Source organism: Bradyrhizobium sp. USDA 3397 (assembly GCF_054060965.1).
In genome coordinates this window covers 7,580,227-7,602,343 of the sequence record NZ_JBSSDS010000001.1, presented here as the reverse complement: position 1 = coordinate 7,602,343, position 22,117 = coordinate 7,580,227, and the positions used below count along the sequence as shown (strand labels likewise).

Annotated in this window: 18 protein-coding genes and 4 pseudogenes; 3 read left to right on the top strand and 19 right to left on the bottom strand. The window is 58.9% G+C overall.

From position 1 onward, the window contains the following. Positions 1 to 426: 426 nt before the first annotated feature. Entirely contained in the window at positions 427 to 798 is a 372-nt protein-coding gene (locus ACVWYQ_RS35370) for a signal transduction histidine kinase (protein WP_404542899.1), read from the bottom strand. A 26-nt stretch (positions 799 to 824) separates the two neighbouring features. Further along, on the bottom strand, positions 825 to 1,187 hold the full coding sequence (locus ACVWYQ_RS35365) for a hypothetical protein (RefSeq protein ID WP_404542900.1): 363 nt from the start codon (positions 1,185 to 1,187) through the stop codon (positions 825 to 827). A 483-nt stretch (positions 1,188 to 1,670) separates the two neighbouring features. Here ACVWYQ_RS35365 and ACVWYQ_RS35360 point away from each other — a divergent pair, with 483 nt between their 5' ends. Further along, a complete protein-coding gene (locus ACVWYQ_RS35360; RefSeq protein WP_271542385.1) occupies positions 1,671 to 2,351 on the top strand; it encodes a Crp/Fnr family transcriptional regulator in 681 nt (226 codons plus the stop codon). A 184-nt stretch (positions 2,352 to 2,535) separates the two neighbouring features. Here the strand turns inward: ACVWYQ_RS35360 and ACVWYQ_RS35355 are convergent, their stop codons facing one another. From ACVWYQ_RS35355 to ACVWYQ_RS35335, 5 genes and pseudogenes are all read right to left on the bottom strand, one after another. Continuing rightward, positions 2,536 to 2,808: an AI-2E family transporter gene (locus tag ACVWYQ_RS35355; RefSeq protein WP_456727030.1), complete on the bottom strand. Its 273-nt coding sequence runs from the start codon at positions 2,806 to 2,808 to the stop codon at positions 2,536 to 2,538. A gap of 82 nt (positions 2,809 to 2,890) precedes the next feature. After that, a pseudogene (locus ACVWYQ_RS35350) lies at positions 2,891 to 3,487 on the bottom strand (AI-2E family transporter); the annotation flags it as partial. Positions 3,488 to 4,259: 772 nt separating this feature from the next. Further along, positions 4,260 to 4,976 (bottom strand): DUF1236 domain-containing protein, encoded by a 717-nt coding sequence (locus tag ACVWYQ_RS35345; protein ID WP_404652863.1) that lies wholly within the window; start codon positions 4,974 to 4,976, stop codon positions 4,260 to 4,262. Between the two features lie 284 nt (positions 4,977 to 5,260). Then, positions 5,261 to 5,506, bottom strand: coding sequence for a hypothetical protein (locus ACVWYQ_RS35340; protein WP_271542389.1), 246 nt, complete (start codon positions 5,504 to 5,506; stop codon positions 5,261 to 5,263). A 78-nt stretch (positions 5,507 to 5,584) separates the two neighbouring features. After that, entirely contained in the window at positions 5,585 to 5,938 is a 354-nt protein-coding gene (locus ACVWYQ_RS35335) for a phasin family protein (RefSeq protein ID WP_271542391.1), read from the bottom strand. Between the two features lie 306 nt (positions 5,939 to 6,244). Here ACVWYQ_RS35335 and ACVWYQ_RS35330 point away from each other — a divergent pair, with 306 nt between their 5' ends. Next, on the top strand, positions 6,245 to 6,571 hold the full coding sequence (locus tag ACVWYQ_RS35330) for a hypothetical protein (protein WP_271542393.1): 327 nt from the start codon (positions 6,245 to 6,247) through the stop codon (positions 6,569 to 6,571). A gap of 551 nt (positions 6,572 to 7,122) precedes the next feature. Here the strand turns inward: ACVWYQ_RS35330 and ACVWYQ_RS35325 are convergent. The 8 genes and pseudogenes from ACVWYQ_RS35325 to ACVWYQ_RS35290 form a co-directional block, all read right to left on the bottom strand. Further along, positions 7,123 to 9,066, bottom strand: a complete 1,944-nt coding sequence (locus ACVWYQ_RS35325) for a glycosyltransferase (RefSeq protein ID WP_404542904.1) — start codon at positions 9,064 to 9,066, stop codon at positions 7,123 to 7,125. Continuing rightward, positions 9,063 to 10,217, bottom strand: coding sequence for an HlyD family efflux transporter periplasmic adaptor subunit (locus tag ACVWYQ_RS35320; RefSeq protein WP_333919546.1), 1,155 nt, complete (start codon positions 10,215 to 10,217; stop codon positions 9,063 to 9,065). Before ACVWYQ_RS35320 ends, ACVWYQ_RS35325 begins: the two co-directional genes overlap by 4 nt. A 378-nt stretch (positions 10,218 to 10,595) precedes the next feature. Next, positions 10,596 to 12,587, bottom strand: coding sequence for a putative bifunctional diguanylate cyclase/phosphodiesterase (locus tag ACVWYQ_RS35315; RefSeq protein ID WP_271542398.1), 1,992 nt, complete (start codon positions 12,585 to 12,587; stop codon positions 10,596 to 10,598). 6 nt (positions 12,588 to 12,593) lie between these two features. After that, complete coding sequence (locus ACVWYQ_RS35310; protein WP_271542401.1) at positions 12,594 to 13,598, bottom strand: TRAP transporter substrate-binding protein; 1,005 nt, start codon at positions 13,596 to 13,598, stop codon at positions 12,594 to 12,596. Positions 13,599 to 14,377: 779 nt separating this feature from the next. Next, positions 14,378 to 15,128, bottom strand: a pseudogene (locus ACVWYQ_RS35305) (fatty acid desaturase). Between the two features lie 293 nt (positions 15,129 to 15,421). After that, positions 15,422 to 16,360, bottom strand: coding sequence for a slipin family protein (locus ACVWYQ_RS35300; protein WP_271542403.1), 939 nt, complete (start codon positions 16,358 to 16,360; stop codon positions 15,422 to 15,424). An 84-nt stretch (positions 16,361 to 16,444) separates the two neighbouring features. Then, on the bottom strand, positions 16,445 to 16,639 hold the full coding sequence (locus tag ACVWYQ_RS35295; protein ID WP_271542405.1) for a hypothetical protein: 195 nt from the start codon (positions 16,637 to 16,639) through the stop codon (positions 16,445 to 16,447). Between the two features lie 15 nt (positions 16,640 to 16,654). Beyond that, positions 16,655 to 16,870: pseudogene (locus ACVWYQ_RS35290) on the bottom strand (sensor histidine kinase); the annotation flags it as partial. A 755-nt stretch (positions 16,871 to 17,625) separates the two neighbouring features. Between ACVWYQ_RS35290 and ACVWYQ_RS35285 the strand changes: the two are divergent. Then, positions 17,626 to 17,913 carry a DUF1488 family protein gene (locus ACVWYQ_RS35285; RefSeq protein WP_333919549.1) on the top strand — a complete coding sequence of 96 codons (288 nt, stop codon included), beginning with the start codon at positions 17,626 to 17,628 and terminating at the stop codon, positions 17,911 to 17,913. Positions 17,914 to 18,249: 336 nt separating this feature from the next. On the opposite strand, the gene ACVWYQ_RS35280 is transcribed toward ACVWYQ_RS35285, so the two are convergent. The 4 genes and pseudogenes from ACVWYQ_RS35280 to ACVWYQ_RS35265 all read right to left on the bottom strand — a co-directional run. Next, complete coding sequence (locus ACVWYQ_RS35280; protein ID WP_456727029.1) at positions 18,250 to 18,579, bottom strand: hypothetical protein; 330 nt, start codon at positions 18,577 to 18,579, stop codon at positions 18,250 to 18,252. Between the two features lie 546 nt (positions 18,580 to 19,125). Next, positions 19,126 to 20,763, bottom strand: a complete 1,638-nt coding sequence (gene groL / locus ACVWYQ_RS35275) for a chaperonin GroEL (RefSeq protein WP_271542409.1) — start codon at positions 20,761 to 20,763, stop codon at positions 19,126 to 19,128. 141 nt (positions 20,764 to 20,904) lie between these two features. Continuing rightward, entirely contained in the window at positions 20,905 to 21,222 is a 318-nt protein-coding gene (locus ACVWYQ_RS35270; protein WP_247419046.1) for a co-chaperone GroES, read from the bottom strand. Between the two features lie 384 nt (positions 21,223 to 21,606). Next, positions 21,607 to 22,023, bottom strand: a pseudogene (locus ACVWYQ_RS35265) (transposase); the annotation flags it as partial. Positions 22,024 to 22,117: the final 94 nt, after the last annotated feature.

Sequence of the window (22,117 nt, the reverse complement as noted above, 5' to 3'; positions counted from 1 at the left end):
CCTCGCTGGTCCCAGAGAATGACGGACCAGCTCTTTCGTGAAGATGGTAGAGGCCTACGGGCAACGAACTATATCAAAGAAGCAAAAGGCCGGGCGTCGCCATCCGCATTCTCGGGCGCCATGTGTCCGCCGGCGGCCGAAGCTTCGGCTCGGCGACGATGGCCATCCTGCTGATCAAGAGAGCTGCCACCGAGCAGGCATTCCGGATCACATTGGGCACTTTTGTCCGGTCGATATCGATCTTGTTCTCCGAATTGTTGTTGAATGTACTGCGCGTCGAAACCGTATTGGATCCTCCAGGATCTTGCCGCCACGACCGAGCTGTGGTTTCGCAGCTCTGCTTATCGCCAAGCGCGGGTCATTCTACTACGATTGTGATACTGAGCGCACATGACTCCAGTCGCGAGATTTCTCGTGGTCCAGGTCTCAGGCCAGTCTATGAAACGCTGGCGGCAACACCTCCCGAACGAGTTGACTTAGATCTAAAGCCTCGCCGCTTTCCGTAATGTCAGAGAATAGAACCTCGACAAAGGGATGCTGGCGGTTGAATGCGGCGCCTCGCTGGTACTTCGCGCTCACAATCCGCTGAAGTGCGGCAAGGTTCAACCGGCCAAGCGCATTGTATTGATCGCGGAACAGACTTTGTCGTCCTCCACGGTGCTCGACAGACTCCGCCCAAACGTCCATCACCTTCCGGCCCATGAACGCCTCGATCTGTTCATTTCCGTCCTGAGCAAGAAGCCGCAACCCGTCCATGGTATGTGGTCCGTCATCGACCCGAAATTGTGTAAGTGACATGGAAATCTCCTGTTATCGGCATCCGGTTAGATCGACAGCCCGTCGCGCACTGCGCCTCCCTCGTTGTCCCACCGTGAGAGAGCCAAAGTGCACGATCTCGCATCGCTAGGCATGTCTTCTGTTAGAGGCAATTTGCCGTGACCGGCGTCATCCTTGTGGTTATGAAGAAATCGGGCGATCTGGCCGCGGAGCGCCGCCGTCTCCAGCAACTCGCCAATCGACCCGGCAGTGTCGAAGATATCGCGTTGCAGCGTGGTCGGTAGAGCGTTCCATTGCATGATGATGGCTGCGCCAAGATACCGCAGAACAAGCTCTTCTTCAGCCGCAAGGGCTACGCCGTCCGATCGGCCCTGTTCCGCCACTGCGCGGTATTGCTGAGATTTAAACATGCTGGGCTCTTTCGTTCGAAGTCTCAGCCCATCTCCCCACCCTGGATGGTGAGACTTAGAAAGATATGGGGATCAACGGTTTGAATAACGAGCCTCGGCCGTACAATAAGATGGCACAAGAGTGAGCAATATTGACCAGCGGGCTGGGGTACCGAGCCAGCATACTGCCTCATCACCGCCCGATCATCTGCGTCGACATCCGCATTCTGAACACGTCAACTGCGCTCATTCCCACGTCGTAGCGATCGCAATCCGGTGATTAACAGCCGCAGCCGTAGCCGATGCGCGACGCGCTCGGGGAAGCGCAGGCGGTGTCGCCCTCGGTGGGCAGCGAGCTGACGCGCTCAACAGTCTGCTTTCTTGTAGAACTGGTGAAAATCGGCAGGTAAGCTGGCTAAAAACGCTCTCGCCGCTCGTTCAAAAACGCCAGGGCGCTTGGCAGTTAACCGAGATCGGGCAGGTTTGTGAGGCACAGGAGGCTCCGTGACAAAGCCAACCAAGGGCATCTTTGACCCCAAGAAATTCCTCGCCAAAGTGGGTGCGGGGAAAACGATTCTCGAGCTTCCCAAGAACCGGCATGTGTTCCAGCAAGGCGATGTCGCAGACTCGGTGTTTTACATTCAGAAAGGTAAAGTCAAGCTAACGGTCGTATCCGAGCAGGGTAAGGAGGCGGTTGTCGCAATTCTGGAGCCCGGCCAATTCTTCGGCGAGGGATGCATGAACGGTCATCAGTTACGCATCGCGACGACAACGACGATGGAAGATTGCGTTATCACGTCGATCAGCAAAGACGCGATGATGAAGGCTATTCGTGACGAGCCGAAATTTTCACAGCTCTTCATGTCGTATCTCCTGACCCGGAACAGTCGGATTGAGGAGGACTTGATCGACCAGCTCTTCAATTCGAGCGAGCGGCGGCTTGCTCGACTGCTGTTGCTGCTCGCCAATTTCGGCAAGGAAGGCAGCCCGCAGCCGATCAGCGCGAACATTAGTCAGGAGACATTGGCTGAGATGATCGGGACCACGCGATCCCGCGTCAGCTATTTCATGAACAAGTTTCGCAGGCTGGGCTTCATCAGCTATAATGGGCACATCGAGGTCCACAATTCACTGTTGAGCGCGGTTTTGCATGAGAAGCCCCTGCTGAGAGAGCGAGATCAGTAGGGCGGTCGGAAAAAAACGACCCCAGGGCGTGGGGGCGCGCTGAGGCCGTCATTTCATCGGATGCTTTGGGGGGCATATGCATCCGGTCGCCCCTCACCAAGTCGCGCCGCCGGCGTTCGTTCCGCAGGGATTCGAGGTCGAGATTCGGTACACCGAAAGGCAGGTGAAATGCCGGCCGACGTCACTATTCCCCTTCTAGGAAATGTCCCAACGCCTTAAGGGGGCGCAACCTGTCGCAAACGATCTTCAGAATAGCCAGCATCGGCACAGCCAAGATCGCACCCAGCACGCCCCACATCCAGAACCAGAACACCAGCGACAGGATAATCAGCACCGGGTTTAGCGTGAAGCGCCGCGCAAGCAGCAGGGGCGTCAAGATTTCGCCCTCGACGAGATGAATGCCAAAGTAGAGCACCGGCGGCAGCAAGGCCCACCACAAGCTCTCGAAGCTCAGCATTCCGACCAGCACAAAGATGCGCGACGCCGAAAAGCGGCCCCAGAATCGGAATGTAGTTCAGAAGGAAGGCCGTGGTAGCCCACAACAGCGGATCTCCCAGGCCGCAAAGATACATCGCTGCCGCCGTCGTGACGCCTACCCCGGCATTCATGGCCGTAATTGTAAGCAGATACCCCGATATGTCCTCCTGGATCTGCTGAGAGATATCGACGGCTTGTCGCTTGTTGCTGAACGTCGGCAGAATTTCAACGACCCGCCGGAGGAATATGTTGCCCGCGACTAGAAGAAAATAAAGCACCAGGACCGTCGTAAACAGGCCATCGAGTACGGAGCGCGTGCCGGCGAAAAGGACGCCTGTTATGCCCAGATCGCGGCGAACCGAAACAATTGATCCCTTGCCGGGCGGAGCATCTGCAGCCTGCTCGGCCTGTTGAATGACTTTTTGCAACGCCTGAATCGGCCCGCTGACAAGCCGTAGGTGTGCCTCCAGGCGGGGAATGCCCTCGGGCAGCCGCTCTGCCCAGGTCGTGGCCGGCACCGATAACGCCGCCACCAGACCGACAAGCGCTCCAATCACCAGAAGAACGGTGAAGAGCGCTCCCACAGCCCGCGGCAGATGCAAGCGTCCCAAGAGGGGGACAGCGGGTTGAAGCAGGAGATTCAGCACGAGGGCAACCATGACCGGAAGAATGATCGAGCTTGCGACGTAGAGCGCCGCCAGGACACCTAATCCGAACAAGCCACCGAGAAAAAACGTCCGCGGATCAGACGGAAGCGGCATCTCCGTCTCATTGCGAGCATCGACTGCCGCAGCGTGTGGATCTGGCAGATCAACATCAAGCGGGACCGAAGGACTATGCAACGGCGGTATGACGGCAACCATGGTTTTCCCTCTGGAGATGAGCGGATCATCTCCTCGGTGCCAATCGCCCCCCTTTTCGGCGTCAGGCTTCGCAAGAGCACAGGCGTGAAGTTCTTGCTCCGCTCTTCGGGCAGGCAAAGTAGCGGATTACGAAGCCAGCCTAAATTGCAACGATGACGACTTCGTCGTGTCCGCACCTTGCGCATTTAAAGGTGCGCACATCAAAACCGGGCTTGTCCGGTTCGATGCAGACCAACGTCATCGGCGTGCGGCATCTCGAGCAGCCATGAATTCTGAAGTCTGCGGCACTAAGCCTTGGATTGGATCGACTAGACGGCATGATACTCCCCTTGAGAACCAGGCGGGAGCGCGACACTCTCAGTCACCGATGGATGCCTATCGTAGGGCGGTGATCAAACAACCTACCTTTTGGAGTTCCCTGTGCGCTGGTCAATATTGCTCGCTTTCCGCAACAAACTTGCGGAGGAGATAACAACACCACGCGCGCGGCGCCCGGTTCATATATTGAGGGCGGCTCTTGAGCCGCCCTCTTGCGTTCAGCTGCTTGTCATGTGGTTCGGGAGCTCGCCTACCCCTCAATGATGTAAACGATCTCATGCGTACGCGGGCGAAGGACAAAATACTTGCCGTGCACCAGGATGAAATCGTATCCACGCCATTCCGGATAGATTTCCACGATACGTGACGGCATCGGGTAATAGCGGATACCGGCGGGCACAGCCGTTCCGATTGAGAGATTGAAATTCACGTTCGTTACTTCCTCGACCTTCTCTTGCTTCATCGCCGAGGTTATCTGGGTGCGCTTCTCGGCGGGAGGAGCTGCCGTCGCCGAGTTTGCCGCATTTCCCGTCGTCCTACTGTCGGAGGTCGATGGCTTTGTGTCGGCAGACGGCGTTTTCAAGTCCTTTGAGGTGGTTGTCGAATCAACTGCCTTTGCCTTGCTGTCGGCTTTCAGCTCGCTTGCCGGCTTGGTGTCAGGAAGTGATTTCGAGTCAGCTGTCGGATTCTTCATGTCCTTCGAAGCGGCGGTCGGAGCAGTTGAGTCCGGAGCCTTCGACCGGCCGTCAGCTTTCTTGTCGCCCGTCGTTGTTGCCTCCGGCTTGACCTGTACATGTTGAGGCTTACCCTCTTTTGACGTAGCGCCGGGGGGTAATGTCTCGGCTCCCTTTGCCGCTGGTGCATTCATCGGCACCGCGCTATCGCCTTTAGGCGAGGCGGCAGCCGGAGACTCCTTCGCTGCTCCCTGATTGACGCCTTGCGCTGTCGCCAGCCCTGTCGTGGCCAATAGCGCCGCGACAGCTGCAGAAACTATTAAGGACTTCGTCAGCTAATATTTTCCAATCAAACTGCATTCAAGCCGACGAAGATCGGCCATAGGATGGAACGGCCCTAACAAGCTTTAGTTCCCTGCAGTGCTCGGTTGCGAACGAGACGCAGTCAATGACGGGATGACATTCGGATCTTCGCTCGAAGCTCTCATCTCGCAAGGCGAGCGGCGCAATTCGCTGAGGCGACTACCCAAATGGTATTTGACTTGTGGCTCTGCCAGTCAGTGGATCGTTCGGGCCGTTAGGTGCTATGCTGCCGGTAGTCGAGCGCAGTCAGTCCACGGATGGCACGCGCGCACAGCTTGTCGGCATCGCGCTCGCCGTCGCCTGCTGCCTGCACAATTCTCCTGGCAATGATTTCCCGATCTACCTCCAGCTGGCCGATGTGTTGAAGCGTTCGACATGCCAGGTCGTACGCTGCGTTCACGGCGGTTACCTGCTCTGGGTTAATGGATAAGCTTTCGAAGATCTGATTGATACTGGCCATAATGCTCCTCCCGGCAATGCCTCGCGATGAACCAGAGCCGCTTTGCTCCGGCACCGCGGGACAGAGTTCTAAGCCATGTTACCGATTTGTCGGGGTCATCTTTGCAACAACCTCAGCGAATGGCTTGTACGACTCCTTGGCAAGATCGCCGTAAAGCGTGCCGATCTTCTGCGACTCCACAACGAACGTGCCATAGGTTGCCTTGGCGAAGTCGGCCTGAACTTCAATCGCCTTGTCGAGCGACTTTACGCCCGAGAGCTTCTCAACAAACAGTCTCGTATGCTCGAGCGACTTCTTCGTGTAGTCCCCGTAAGCATTGGCAATCGCAAGGAAGGCCCCGGGCAAGGCGCTGGACGAAGCTCTTGTATTGAGCTGATCATTGCCATTCGGTTGGTGCGGCACATTCTGCTCTGTCTGGATGTGATCTGACATTTGTGTCTCCTTGTTTCGCTTGGTGGTGGATCAACGTTGCTCGCCACCGATGGTTGCTTCAGGACCCTCACTTATCGCTGGTCCGTTCCGGGGCGTGTGTTCGTAGGACGAGCAGCAGCCCGCTGTGTCTACGCTTGAATATCTCATCGACCGGTGAGCTAAGCGTTCCGCCGGCGACGCGTCGGCGCAGACAGGACAGCCAGGCCGGTAGATGCCGTTCATGGGAGCGACCGGACAACTGCATATTCTAAAAAGGAGTCGAATCGTGAAAGCGCGTGTTTGGGATAACCAACGCTAGTTCGGAAGATGATCAATATTGGCCAGCGGCAGCAGCATGCATTGCTCAACGATGGTGCATCACCGCGCCCAACGGCATCCACCGGTGACTGGGAGTTTCGCGCTCCCGCCCTGATCAAGGCTAGCTCAATGACCATCCAGCGACCGATGTGTCCCGAATGCCAGATAAGCATGATGCTGGCGCGCATTACGCCCGGTCCCGCCGGCTTTCGCATTCAAACCTTCGAATGTCCCGCTTGTGATCTCATCCACCAGCTCCTCGACGAAGCAGTCGACCCGATGAAATGCGCAAATACTTTAGCTTGGTTTCGGGGCGAGCTGCGGGCGCCGACATAGCACGCGCGCAACCGAAGCGATCAGGCGCCGAAACCATCGATGTAGGCCTTGCGGCGACGAAGCCGTGGGGCGAGCCTAGCTTCGCTACGGCCGTGACCCGCTCAACGGACATCTAGCTCAGCGCCTCGTTTCGCGAACTCAGCGTCGCCCTTCGACGTATCGAAGGATAGTCTCCGAAAGGCGGACGACCAGCTCCTTCAGCTCCATATTCTCTTTTTCGAGAGAGCGAAGGGTGCCCCTCATTCGCATCTCGTCGTCCGGACTCTGAGGCCAAAAGCTGGGTGGCTTTCGCTCGGCGATCATTCCTTCCTCCCAACAGCCCGCCCCCCAAGGATACATGCTCTTAGAGACACCGATTCGCTGGTCAATTTTGCTCAGTCTCCACGGCGAGCGCGTTGGTTATCAAATGGCCCCGATCTGCCGCGACGCTCTCGGTTATGGCTGCTCTTGCCGCCCACTAGCACGACTATCATGCTAGGACAGCCATGCTGCCCAACGCCTTCGATGGAAGCGCCCGAAGCCTGACCCAACAATACCGCCGGTAGACGTAGTCACCCGAAAATCCGCATCATGATTGCTTTGCCGAGGGGGACGGCGCGTATGCCGGTGAATGCGGTGACGTAGTCGCCGGAATAGAAAGCTCGAATGAGATCAACGCGCGTGTTGAGGGTCTCATCGAATCGGATTGCAAATCCATCCGCTGTACGCCGCACGACCAGAGCGGCGAGAGTTCTCTCACGAAGTGTGCAATGGACGACGGTGCCAACCGGTGGAGGATTGTTGCTCACGAAGCGGGCACCCGTGATCGACATGTCGGCCAAACGGTAGATGCCGGACCGCCCACCGATATTGAAAAGAACTGGCTCAGTTCGCTCGAACCGCTCGGCCTTTCGCCGCCGCGGCTGCTCGACGGACACCAGGCAGACGATCGTCAGGACGACTGCATTGTATAAACTCCAGGCCAGCGCCAGGCCGCCATAAGCGATAATGTCGCCTTGCGCATGAAGCACGAAGGCATAGGTAATTCCGGCGAGCGTAATCGCCAACGCGGAGCCGTAGATCCTGAGCAGCGGCCATTCGATGAAACCTTGATCGCGATCCCCGCCCTTTGCGGTGACCTCGAACTTGTGCCCCAGCGGCTTGAGCAGTCCCCTCGCGACTGCTTTGAGAACCGCTGGCAAAGCAATGTATTGGGAGACGTCGGACATCACCGCCATTGACCGTCCACGAGAAATCCAGGCGATGGTGAGCGAATACCAGATATAAAACGGCAGGAAATTTCCGAGGAGTATGGAAAGATCCGCCTGAACGGCTTTGATGCCGAACAGAAGATAAAGGCTCGGAATGACAAGACCGAATACCTTGATGACATAGGTCGAGGTCCAACTCATGAATGCTTCGACCAGGGATAGCCTGTCGACAAGTTCCAGCCGCGATCTTCGCGAAAAGGGGCCGCTGCGCCCCCGAATTATCTGCATGAAGCCAAGACACCATCGGCTGCGCTGAGTGATGTACTCCTTCAGTCCTTCGGGGGCCAACCCCAAGGTCAGCCGCTCGTTCAGGTACACCGTGCGCGCGCCAATCTCCTTCAGCCGCAGTGTCAGTAGATAATCCTCCGTCACGGAATCGGTCGGAAAGCCGCCAATTTTCACCAGTGACGAGTGTCTGATGACCGACGACGTGCCGCAACAGAAAGCCACGCCCCACGCGTCCTTCGCTGGCATCAGAATATCGAAGAAGAAGCGCTGCTCGTCCGGCCAGACCTTGGTCGCGGCCAGGTTGGTTTGAATCGGATCCGCATTGATGAAATGCTGAGGCGTCTGCACCACGCCTACGCCAGGATCGCGGAGCAGGCACATCGCGCGAGCGAGAAATTCGGGCATGGGAACGAAATCGGCATCGAGGATCGAAATGAAGTCGGGAGGATCGACGAGCCCTGTCACATGACGAAGAGCGTGGTTGATGTTGCCGGCCTTGGCGTCCTTGTTGTCGGGCCGAGCCAGATAGCGGCAGCCGAGCTCGCCTGAAAGCTTTTCGAGCCAGCGGCGCCGCCCGTCGTCCAGCACCCAAACTCGATAGTTAGGATAGTTCATTCCAGTTGTGCCGACGATCGTGCGCTCGAGAATCGAAACTTCCTCGTTGTAGGTGCAAATGAACACGTCGATGAGGGGAGTGTCCCGTCCGGCAAGCCACCGCCTATTGGCTTCGACTTGCGGCGTTCGATCGATCGTACGACTGAGAAACAGTAGCGACAGTGCACTCGCCGCGAGTGATGCAGCCTCCACGAGGAGGAACACGACTCCCACGACGAAATCGGCGGTCCAGCCGACGGGCGGGATCGTGGACGTAAGGCGCCATCCAAAGTAGCGGATCATGAGCAGCAATAGAATCGCGATCATCAGCGAACGCGACGCAGAGTTCCCAGGCCGCAGCCAGGGCAGGATGGCAAGGCAGAACCCGAGCGCAAGAAGGCCCGGTGTCAGCGCGGCGATCATGGCATTCTCGCACTATCTGCCGAGAAGATGACGCGTCCGGTTCGCCCGACCGGACAATCGTTGGAGCCATCGTTAAGGGCGGGGACCGAAATTGTGGCACGATATGGTTCCTTGCTCAGGGCATCGGGATTGATGGCGAGGTTGGCCGCGGCCCCTGCGGAGCCCGTAAGATTGACCACGGTGCCGGCCAACTCGGGCCCTTCGGCGCTCGGTCGGAATTGCGCGACCGATCCAAGTTGCAGGCTGTTATACACACTCTCCCTGACGTTCGCCGTCACCACCGCGCCGGAACAATCGAGCAGGCGAACGAGCGGTTGACCGGCCCGGACGTCCTCACCTGGCGCAGTCAGGATTTCCCAGACTCGGCCGGCGACGGGGAATTTGAGCTCCGCTTCGGAGCGGCTGCTGTAACGAGATCGCTCGGATTCAATCTCACCCTCGAGCCACGCGATCTGCGCATCCGCATGCGCGACGTCCGCGGTGAGCCCCTCCGCCCGCTGCCGCATTTCCTCCTCACGTTGCACCGAACTCGGACGATCGTTGTAACTGTCGCCGAGAAAGGTGCCTTCGCGGGCGGCGGTGAGCTCAACCTGGGTTGCATCCAGGCGGCGTCGCGCGCCGATCTCAGTCTGTTGGGCGATGGTTTGATCTCTCGTCAAGCGCCCAAGCTCGACGGAGGAAACGCTGCCCGATTTTACAAGCGAAGAGGCTCTCTCCACCGCGGCCGTCGCCTCCTCGCGACGCGCCGCGGCCGCTTCGATTGAGGCCTGGATTTCCGCGATGCGCGCCTCGAGCTGACGAATACGCCCCTTCGTGAACAGGGCCGCCTGACGCGCCAGATCCTTCTGCGCCGCGCGAGCCGATGCTATCTTCGAAACGAGGCTTGGCCTCTCGTTTTCCAGGCGAGACATCTGGCTGCGCAGATCGTCGAGCCGCACGCGGTCACCGCGCGCGTTGACGACACGAAGGATGAACGTGCCCTCGGCGACGATGCCTGGATCGCCCGACAGACCGGCGCCGGATGAAATCTTGCCGTCAATCGGCGACCTCAATGTCACCAGCCTCGCGTTGACGACTGCTTCGACGCTTGACGTCTGGAAAACCGCTCTCAGGGGGAGCCAGCCGAATACTGCGACGATGGCGATGCCCACGGCTGCCTTCACAAATCGCAGTGGTGTCCGGCTCGGCGCCACATTTGCACTCGGAGCGTCAGTCTCCGAGACCTCGGTCTTGCCGGGATCAAGATGCACGTCCAACGCGTGCCGTGGACCGGACCCGCCATTTGTTGCGCCGTCGATCGGCGTCGTGAGGGGGCCACCTGTGTGTGGGCTGCCGCGTTCCGGCGCGGAGGTGCAACGCGATTGATTTTCCATGGTAGGCATGATCACCAATTCGCAACCTCGGCGAGAGATGCAGGCTACGGAAGAAAAATGTCATGTTGGTGAGACAAGCGCTAACCGAAACGCGAGAATGGTCTACAATGGCGGAGGGCCGGGGAGCCGCTCCGCCCACGGAGGTGCAGGTTCGTGCTACCGTTCAGCGGTGGCGTTGACGACCTGCAGCTTGGGCACGGGTAAAGCCGGCGACATTGGCCTCGCGAAGCCCGCCAGAATGCTGGCGCCGAGCTCCGAGGCCGGGACCGGCCGGCCGAAGAAAAACCCTTGGACCTGATCACCGTCGGCCGTATCGAGAAATGCCGCCTGGCTGGCGGTCTCGACGCCTTCGACCGTTACGCGCATGTGCAACTCGCGTCCAAGCGCGATGATCGCTTTGACCACCGCTCCGACCTGGCGATGGGGGCCGTCGAGGCCCTGCATGAAGGTTCGATCGATCTTGATCTTGTCGAACGGAAAGCGCCACAGATAGCTGAAGCTCGAATAGCCTGCACCGAAATCGTCCATTACGATGGCCACGCCCATCGCCTTGAGAGTCAGGAGCTGCGCCATGATCGTTTCGGTGTTGCCGAGCAGCAAGCCTTCGGTAATCTCCAGTTCGAGCCGGTGCGGCGCGAGTTCCGCCTCCCTCAGTACGGCAGCGACGATGTCGCTGATGGTGCCCGCCACGAACTGCTGGGGTGACAGGTTTACTGCAACGGTCAGGTGCGCCGGCCAGGTTGCGGCGGTGCGGCATGCCTCCCGCAACACCCACGCCCCGATCTTGTCGATAAGTCGCAAGTCCTCGGCGACCGGGATGAAGGCCAGTGGCGGAACGAGGGTCCCGTCCGCTGCGTGCATCCGGATCAGCGCTTCGAAGCCGGCAAGACGGCGCTGAGATACTTCGAAGAGCGGCTGGTAATGCAGTTCGAAGCGATCATTCAGCACCGCCTCGCGAATCGCTCTTTCGAGCTCGATGCGCGCTTGTAGCTCGGTATCCATCTCGGGCACGAAGAACCGGATGCAGTTGCGGCCGGCGGCCTTGGCCGCGTAGAGCGCGAGGTCGGCACTCTTGAGCAATCGTTCCGGGCTGGTGCCCTCCTCCATCGCCAGCGCCACGCCGATGCTAGCGGTGGTGTGTATCTCGTGCTGCTTGAACTTCACCGCAGCATTTGCGGCCGTGGCAAGATGGCGCGCAAAGGTCTCGGCCTGCATCCTGCCGCCGACGTCGTTCTGCACGACGACGAACTCGTCGCCGCCGAGCCTGGCCACCACGTCGTCGATCCGGACCGCAGCGCGCAGACGCTCGGCGATGGACTTGAGTAGAAAGTCGCCGCCGTCATGACCAAGCGTATCGTTGACCTCCTTGAAGCGGTCGACATCGATGAAGTGCACGGCAAGGCTGCCGCCCCGCGTCGGCAAGTGAGCGAGGGCTCTTTCCAGCTTTTCGATCAACTGGGGACGATTGGCCAGCCCGGTCAACGCGTCATGGTGGGCGAGGAAGCGGATGCGTCGGTCAACCTGCTTCACCTTTGTTTCACGATACCACGCAACTGCGGGAATGGAGAAGGCGAGGCCCGACAGCAGGCAAAGGAATGCGGCCGCGGTCAGGAATGTATTGTGAAAACTCCTGCGTTGCTCCGTTTGATCCACGTAGGCCGCAACGACCGCAATGTGACGACCGTCGGCCTGGACCGGGACATAGGCGCGCGCGAAGAATGCCGGTCGGTCGACCGAATTGCCCTCCCTGACATCGACGATAGGTTGAGCCTCGGCGACCGATCGCGCTGCATCGGGGCTGTATACCGACAAATCGAGGAGTGCGATCTTTGCTTGGGTCGACACGAGCTGCGAATAACCATTGCGGTTGAAGATCTCGTATTGAAAGACCTCACCGGAATTTCGGGCCGACAAGAAGAACGCTAGGCTTGCGGCGGCCGGCTGCTCGCCGCCGGCAATCTGCTCGAGATCGGCGACACTGGCTGCCAGGAACCGGGCCCAGCTGCGAGCGGTCGACGTCGCGTCTTGACGGAGAAGATAATCAGTCGTGATCTTCAGGGTCGCCCCGGTACCCAGCAACAATATGGCAAGCGCGACGCAGATGATGACGATGTTTCGCTGAGGCCGGATGCTGGCGAATGATGGCATCCGCGGCTACCGGTTCGATCGCATTTTCGTGAGCTCGGCCCGGACCGTTTTCAGTAGCTCGGCATTGCGCTGACTTTTCGAAGCCCAATCATCGGCAATGGTCGCGAATACGGCATTTGCCGCATCCAGGTCCGACGGCGTGGGCACGATCACGTGACGGTTGGGATCTGACTTTAGCTCCCTCATAATGCTGCTTTCCACAGCTTCGTAGGTATCTACGAAGCGTCCGGCAGACCACGCACCACTGTATTTGAGGATGATTGACTGCGCCGATTTCGGGAGCCGGTTGAATGTCTTCCGGTTCATCAAGACCATCAGCGGCGCGCCGCTGATGCCAAGAAGGTAGTGATAAGTCGCAACGCGTTTGACGCCGTAATCGACCACTGAAGCAGGGTTCACGAGGGCGCCGTCGATGCTGCCGTTGCCGATAGCTTCGGAGATCTTGTTGACCGGCAAGAGCACAGGCCGCGCCCCCAGTTTTTCGAGCGCGGCGGCTTCGCCAGGATTGTTGACGCGAAGTCGCTTGCCTTTCAGATCATTCAGCGACGTGATCGGGATATTGCTGTGGATCGTCTCGGGTTCGCTGACATAAGCGCCGATCACGATGTAGTCATCGTAACCTTGCAGCGCGTTGGCTGCCATCAGCCGGGTGAGCACCGCAACGGACTCCCGCATGCTCGCAAACAAGCCGGGCAATTCGAGGATTGCATTGTCGGCAAATCGATTGCGCGTCAGGCCTGTGACGACGTAGGCGATGTCCGCCCTACCATCGAGCACGAGCTGGGGCTGCTCAGCCGGGTCCTTGCCAAGCGCGCCGCTGAAATAGGTTTCAATTTCGATCTGGCCTCTGGCCTCGGCGTTGACCGCGTCGACGAACGGCTTGACCGCCGCGAGATAGCTCGTCGAGCGGTCGGAGCTGAAGAACGCCAATTTGAGCTTGACCGGTTCGGCGGCGAGCGCCGAAGTCAGCACAATAGAGACCACCGCGCATCGTGCCAGCAATTTAAGCATCGGTTTTCCGATCGTGGCGGCGGCGCGTCACACAATTTTGCGAGACACCGATCTTCTCTGGTCTCTAGCGAACTCCCATAGATAGAAACGCTGAAGATAACTCTCATACGTAGAAAATGCCAGAAAATGCTGACCGAGCGGCGATCAAATCGCACATCGTGGTTTGACGTGTGCTAACGTGAACGAGACAATTGTCTGAGAGGGCCGATGACTCGGCCCAACTTCAGCGGCCTGTGCCCGCACGGCAAATGGTGCGAAACCCGAGGCTAGCCTTGTCAGTCCGCGAAGTGAGGCGGCCCCGCTCTTAAGCTTTCAGCTCCAGGTCTTCTGTGCTGAAGCAAGTAGGATCGCGGACGCCCTTCCTGCTTGTTCCTTCGATAAACGATCCGCCACATCGGTTCCAATCAGAGCCGGCCCCCTGCGTTCTCGATCGTAGACCATCCAGCCGACACCTCCCGCGCGAACGAAAAATCTACTCTGCGGCGCATTTTCAACCATTAGGCGACTCCTAGAAAATGAACCGCGCCCGCTTTCCTGACCGCATCGCACATCGCTGCGGGACTGAAACGCGCGTTTCGAGGACGGCTTCAATGCGCCGCTTACGGGAACCTGTTTGAGACCTCAAGCCAATAACGGAATGTTAGACAACGGCGGCCAATCTCTGGCGATCAGAGCGGTAGTATGCTTTCAAAAATGCCGCGCTCACTGGTCAATATTGCTCACATTGGAAATTTTGCCGGAGACGGGCCTCTCGAAACGAAACGAGCCGCCGCCCTTTCTCATCCCACAAGGCCCTCGGCACACACTGCAGGCTTTGCAAAAGCGTGATTCCGTCCCACGGCAGCGAGTTCCGGATGATCCTGGAGTACGTCGGGCAACCGATAGCAGGGAATTCGACTGCATAGATGATGGACGTGATGGACGCCGATGTTCGCCGTAAACCAGCGCAAGACAGCCGGCAAGTGATAGTGCGAACTGCCATGCAGCGCAGCTTCGTGAAAGCTCCACGCCTTATCACGGGACCACGATGTTTCCTCGAATTGGTGTTGAACATAGAACAGCCAGACACCGATTGACGCAGCCAGAACCACGATCGGCAGATGCACCAGCAGGAATGGCCCAAGGCCAACCAGCCCAATCATGCCGGCGATCAGAACCGCGATGGTGACGTTCGTACCCATTGTACTTAGCCAGGGCCGCCAGCCGCTGCGCATCGACCCTATCGGCAAGCGATGCCGCAAAATGAAGAGATATGTGGGACCTGCGCCGAACATTACGATCGGATGCCGGTACAGACGATAGAGGATCTGTCGCCATCGAGGCCGTGCGGCAAACTCTCTCACGGTCAAATGTATCAATGTCGCCGGAGCCCCTATGATCGAGATTACCCGAACTCGCGTGATGGCGCGCATGGTTGCGTCGCCAGTAATCGTACGGAGTTAGGGTAATAACGCCGATGGCTCGGCCGACCCAATCGTTCGCAAGACGGCCGCGGAAGAACGACCCATGGCCGCAGTCATGCTGGATCATGAAGAGACGAACGAGCAGGCCCGCCGCGGGCGCTGCCAGCAGCAGACCAATCCAATGGCCGCGGACAACAACGGCCAACATTAGAGCCCAGATGACCAAAAAGGGTACTGCTGTGATCAAAAGCTCGAAAATACCGCGCGCGTTATTGGGTTGGCGATAGTGGGCAAGCAACTGCGCCAACGCGCGGGTTTCTGAGGGGCCTTGAACCATGTCTAGACTGCTTTCGGACATGTGCGTTCGAGCGTATCCACCGACGGTCCCTTAGTAACAGCTCCAAAACCGCGTTTGGTGTGTCAAGTTGGCTCGAGAGCAAGCGAAGTCTCGTCAACCTTGGAAGCGTTTTTCTGTTGTGTGAACGGGGTGCTCAGCGGCAGCGAGCCGGTTTTCTCGGCCGACACGGTCTTGTCCTGGCTCGCCAAAGCCAAGGCCACGACGGGGTTCATGCTGTCGACCATCGATGTCGGCATCAGGATCGTGGTGCCGCGCTCCTTGGTTGTCTCATAGATGATGTTCATGGCGCGGAGCTGCAATGCCGCCGGCCGCCCCGCATAGATCACGGCCGCCTCGACGAATTTGCCGGCTATGGCGGCTTCGGCCGATCCGAGGATTACACGGGCCTGCTTTTCCCGCTCGGCCTGCGCTTGCCGAGACATCGCATCCTGCAAAGCCACCGGGATCGCGACGTCGCGGATCTCGACTGACCTCACTGAGATGCCCCAGTCGGCCGTTTTGCGTCCGATTTCGCTTCGCAACAGCTGGTCAGCGGCGGTCCGCTCCGACAAGAGCGCCGCTAGCATCGAGGAGCCGATCATTTCGCGCAGCGAAGTCTGGGCGACACGATCGATGGCTTCCCGGTAGTTCGTAATGTTCAAGGCCGCCTTCTGTGCGTCATGGACGAACCAAAAAATGATGGCGTCCACGTTCACTGGGACGGTGTCCTTCGTCAGGGCCTCCTGGGCGCTGAAAGCGGTAGTCTGGATACGCTCGTCAATGACGGCAACGACACTATCGACAACCGGAATGATCACGAAAAGTCCGGGCCCTTTCACGCCGCGCAATTTGCCGGCGCGGAGGATAACGAACTTCTGCCAGGTGTTTGCCATCTTCAGCGCGGAGGCGATGACGATCGCGGCGATCAGCGAAGCGGTGCCGAGCGCGAAGTAACCCATCAGGCCAAGCACCGCGCCGATAGCGACGCAGGCTATCGCAAGAAATGCGGTGATCGGATTCATAGTTGGCTCCTTCCGCCGAGTTCGCCCCTGCGAACCAGTATATTGATCCAGATCGGGATGTTTTGCTGAGCAATATTGCTCAGTCTACAAAGACAGCACTTCATACGGCGGACTGAACAAGGCTGCAGGCTCCGGATGCACCGGATGCGGGTCGAACTCCTTGACCGCACCTGGCGCCCATTCTCTTGGAACGTGAGCAATATTGATCAGCAGCTGGTCATCCGGTGCGGCAAGCTTGATTCTTCGTCGTCCGATTCTTTCCGCTGCCACGATCCGCAAGACGTATCACATGCCTTCCACTGTCCAGACGAGGTCGACCCGCCCTCCGGGACCGACCGGCCGCCAAACTTCGTGGAGTTCGTGCAAAGCTCCTTAAGCGTCATCGCGACAGCGATGACGGCAGCCGACGTCATTCGGCTATCGGGTCCCGAGGAGAGAATTTCGACTCATCGGGATTGTCGAAGGCTTCGATCGCGCTACGGACGGCCGTGCAAGATCAGCGCTGGACCAGCATCATTGGATGGGCCATCTACGGGAAACGGCTGTAGACTGGTACGAGCGATCGATCTGGGACAAGCATCTCGGTGCCCCTATGATCCATACCCAGGTGCTCTTTCCTCATAATATCCGACCCCATCGGCGTGCGTGAACGGTGGAGCGGACAGGATCAACTCTCACCTGTCATTCTGATGACACGCCGACCTTGCAGCCGAGATGCTTGAGCATCTCGGCAGCGTTCTCCAGGATTGTTACCTTTTGCAGTGCCTCCGCGCTCTGATGTCCGGCGGCATCTTGCGAGCTCTATCCGAGGCGTTTGCCGCCCTGATGCTCAGTTCAGAAGCCAACAAACGATTTGGCTCCCTTCCTTGGCGAATGGATCATTGGCTGGAACTGATGACGCTCGCCTGCCGGAGGGAACTACCACTGAATCAGCACTGCAGCAGCGATCAGCAGCACGAAAAAGATCGGCAGCAATACGGGAGGTACCATCCACTCGCGAACACTGAACTTGGAGATATTCGACATTTGACCGCCTCTTGGCCGCGGCGGGAGCACAATGCTCTCAGTCACCGATAACAGCCGAGGAGCGCGCGGTGATGACTAAGATGTAGTGCCTATTCGCAGAATGACGAGGGCCAAGCGCAACTTTCTTGCTGTCGTTATCATCGAGCGACATTGTAATACGCTTCCAAGATAACCACTTGAGAGTTCGCGCAACTGAATCGCTCCAACCTCCGATGCAAATCGTGCTAGGCGCGAGTCTCGTGTATCGGCAACTGATCGGCTCAACCATGATTGAGTTTCCAAATCACAGTCGCTCTTATGATCGCACGCGGCGCGCCGTGCGATTTTGGGGATACGACAGCGCTATTGAGGCGTCGTTCTTCATAAACGAAGGTGCGCTGAAGCGACTTAAACCAGATGCCAGCTACGATGAACCAGGCTTTCTGAACGCGTTTGATTGCAATCGTGACTTGATCTGTGCCGCCGCTGCCAAGATCTACAGCCGCGGCAGCAGGGGCTCTTACGATTTGGTCGCCGCAAACTTTTGAAACGGTCCTGCTCGCGCAAGCTGGGCTCCATCAGCGAAATTGCGCGGCGAACAGCTAAACGTCGACTCTTTGATCTGCCCACCTGGACAATAGCGCTGGGCCGACACCCGTGTGCCGGAAGATCCCAACCGACACTGCGCGCGAATTAACTTCCGTCGTGTGTAGGAATTTTCCTCTTCGCGTTCTGGCTCACGGAACGGTTGCGTGGAAAGAAAAGACTCTCACCCGGGAAGTGGCGATGGTCACATCGAATCGACGGTATAAGCCGCCTGTGCCTGCAAGAAGAGGCCGGGAACCATCAATGGCAGCGGTCTTTCCGCCGCACGAGTTTCCTGACTATCCGCGCAGCTCCGCGGCATTCTTGCTACCAAGCGATTCGGCACAAGCTTTTGCAACGGCCGAGTTTGGCTCGGTGCTTCCCGGCATGGTGGCCCAACCGCCTTTTTCAACGAACTTGCTCTGGTCCCATGCATAGGTCGCTTTCTTCATTTCGACCAGGTTTGCCGACGCGTCTGCGGCTTGTCGAAACTTCTCAACGCAGATGGGTGTGAGAGCTGCGACGACAGCCGTCGCAGCTCCATTCCTTGCGAGCGCCTCGGCGGTCCCACCCGTCACCCAGCCGCCCCAGCTGAAACCCACGATTGCCAGAGCGATTGCTCCGGCCACGGCTCACCACAGTGCCGGCCGCACGGCAGCTTTTGTCTCCCTGGAGATTTCCATCGTTTTCGCCTTGACCTAGAGGTAAGTCGAATCTCACCCGTTAAGGAGGCTAGACACGTCAAGCGATCGGCGTCTGTACCAAATTGCTCACGCAATCGCATACGGACACTCTTACGAGGGCACAATGCGCCTTGTCGCCGTAGCCTGGCGGCAGCGCCCTATGCTCACAGCGAGTATCTGCGCCAAGGGCCAGGAGCGGGACTCCCCGAAATGTCGCGCCCTTGTGAAATCTCTACACTGCGCGGTCTTGCCAATAATCGGTTCGAGTGTTCCTTTTTGAACAGACGCGACATCTTTCCCCGATTTCTTCCGTGCATTGCCTGACTTGGAATTATTACCGATCAGCCCGGCTCTCGTGGCCGGGCTTTTCGCTTGAGGACTTCGCGGTCGATGCCGATAGGACAGCAAGGCTCACCTCGGCACCTCGGCATCTCTGTAGGATTCGGCTCATCCGTTTCCTTCTCTGCCATTCTTCGTCATGAGCCGGCTCGCTTAGAAATCCATACCACCCATGCCGCCGCCCGCAGGCACGCCGGTGCCTGCATTCCTCTTCGGCACCTCGGCGACCATGGCTTCGGTGGTGATCAAGAGAGCCGCGACTGAGGCCGCGTTCTGGATCGCCACCCGAACCACCTTGGTCGGGTCGATGATGCCTTTGGTGACCAGGTTGACGTATTCGCCGGACTGGGAGTCAAAGCCGTAGCCGTACTGATCCTTCTCCAGGATCTTCCCGACGATCACCGAGCCATCCTCGCCAGCGTTGATCGCGATCTGGCGAGCCGGATACGATAGAGCCTTGCGCACGATCTCGACACCGGTCTTCTGGTCATCGTTCTTGGTGCGCAGCCCCTTGAGATGCTCGGAAGCGCGCAGCAGGGCGACGCCGCCGCCCGGCAGGATGCCTTCCTCGACCGCCGCGCGGGTCGCATGCATCGCGTCATCAACGCGATCCTTGCGCTCCTTCACCTCGACCTCGGTCGCGCCGCCGACGCGGATGACCGCGACGCCGCCGGCGAGCTTGGCCAGACGCTCCTGCAGCTTCTCACGGTCGTAGTCCGAGGTGGTCTCCTCGATCTGCGCCTTGAGCTGATTGACGCGCGCCTCGATGTCGGCCTTCTTGCCCGCGCCGCTGACGATGGTGGTGTTCTCCTTGTCGATCATCACCTTCTTGGCGCGACCGAGCATGTTGAGCGTGACGTTCTCGAGCTTGATGCCGAGATCTTCCGAGATCGCCTGGCCGCCGGTCAGGATCGCGATGTCCTGCAGCATGGCCTTGCGGCGATCGCCGAAGCCTGGAGCCTTGACGGCCGCGACCTTCAGGCCACCACGCAGGCGGTTCACGACGAGAGTGGCGAGCGCTTCGCCTTCGACGTCTTCCGCGATAATCACAAGCGGCTTGCCGCTCTGCACCACGGCTTCGAGCAGCGGAAGCAATTCATTCAGGTGAGACAGCTTCTTCTCATTGATGAGGACGTAGGCGTCGTCCATCTCAACGCGCATCTTGTCTGCGTTGGTAACAAAGTAAGGCGAGATATAGCCGCGGTCGAACTGCATACCTTCGACGACCTCGAGTTCAGTCTCGAGCGACTTCGCTTCTTCAACCGTGATAACGCCCTCGTTGCCCACCTTCTTCATGGCGTCGGAGAGGAACTTACCAATCTCGGCATCGCCGTTGGCCGAGATGGTGCCCACCTGGGCGATCTCGTCGTTCGAGGTGACCTTCTTGGAGTTCTTGACGAGGTCCGCAACGACGGCTTCCACGGCGAGGTCGATACCGCGCTTCAGGTCCATCGGGTTCATGCCGGCGGCAACCGCCTTGGCGCCTTCACGGACGATCGCAGCCGCGAGCACGGTGGCGGTCGTGGTGCCGTCGCCGGCGGCATCAGCGGACTTGGAGGCGACTTCGCGCACCATCTGGGCGCCCATGTTCTCGAACTTGTCCTCGAGCTCGATCTCCTTGGCGACGGTGACGCCGTCCTTGGTGATGCGGGGAGCGCCGAACGACTTGTCGAGAACGACGTTGCGGCCTTTGGGACCGAGCGTGACCTTGACTGCGTTGTTGAGAATTTCGACACCGCGCAGCATCTTGTCGCGGGCATCTACGCCGAACTTGACTTCTTTGGCCGACATCATGATCTCCGTTTTCGACTGGTCAGATCCCAATGATCGCGCCTAGGCGAGCTCTTAAGGAGCGGGATTTGAACTTGCGGGCCTCATCCTGCGAGACGCCGGCTGCGCCGACGGCTCAGGATGAGGAAAACTGACTGGTGCTTAGGCAACCTTCTTCTTCGCGGCAGGCAGATCGACGAGAACGCCCATAATGTCGCTTTCCTTCATGATCAGCAGTTCCTGACCATCGAGCTTGACCTCAGTACCGGACCACTTGCCGAACAGCACGCGGTCGCCGACCTGGAGGTCTATCGGAATCAGCTTGCCGGCTTCGTCGCGGCCGCCTGGACCAACCGCCGTGATCTCGCCCTGCGAGGGTTTTTCCTTGGCGGTGTCCGGAATGATGATGCCGCCAGTGGTCTTGTCTTCGGCTTCGATGCGCTTGACCACAACGCGGTCGTGAAGCGGACGGAACTTCATGCTGTCCTCCTGTTTTCTGGTTGTTGTTGCTTTGGATGAAATAGCAGTCGTGGCCAGCAAGTGCTAATCAGCACATAAGCCGCCGCAGGGGACGTACAAGACCGTGCTGAATCGATATTCCGAGAGCATCACAACTGCCAAGGCCGCGGCGGCTAGGGAGCCGGGATGCAAAGGTGTGAGTTCTGCAATCTTATGCTCTTCTCTGCTTTGAGTTGCACGGCCTTTTCAGAGATCCGCTGTTATTCGGCGCGCGGTTTGACCCCGATCGGCGCCGAAGGTTGACCCCCGCCAACACAGCCGAATTCATTGAACGATCACGGGAATGTTCATCACGTATGGGGTCAATGTTGTAAGCCGATGGGGGGCGAACTTCGGCTTATTCACATTCACCCTGTCGTCGATCTCGCCGCAGAGCCGGCTCACCTGGCTTTTGGAGATCCCGGTCATACCCATCGCCTGCACCAGATCGTCCACCGAGCGGGTCGAGACGCCCTGCACATGGGCTTCCTGCTCCACGGCGGTGAGCGCCTTCTTGGCCATCCGCCGCGGCTCCAGGAAGCCCGGGAATTAGGACCGCTTGCGCAGCTTGGGAATGCGCAGCTCAATCGCGCCGGCCCGGGTCCCAGATCCAGTCGCGGTAGCCATGCGCTGGGCCAGACGCTCGGGGCCTTCTCGCCGTAGCCCGCCCCCGGTCTGGCTTTCGAATTCCATCTCCATCAGACGCTGGGCAGCAAAGCCGATCAGCTCGCGCAGCAGATCGGCGCCTGGGGTCTTCTCTACGAGCGTGCGCAGGTTCATCATGTCGTTGGTCGTCGGCTTTCCTCGGTTGGGTTGGCGTGTCGCAACCCGATCCTACCGGAGAACTGCCGGTGACCACTGCAAAGCCGCCCGCCCG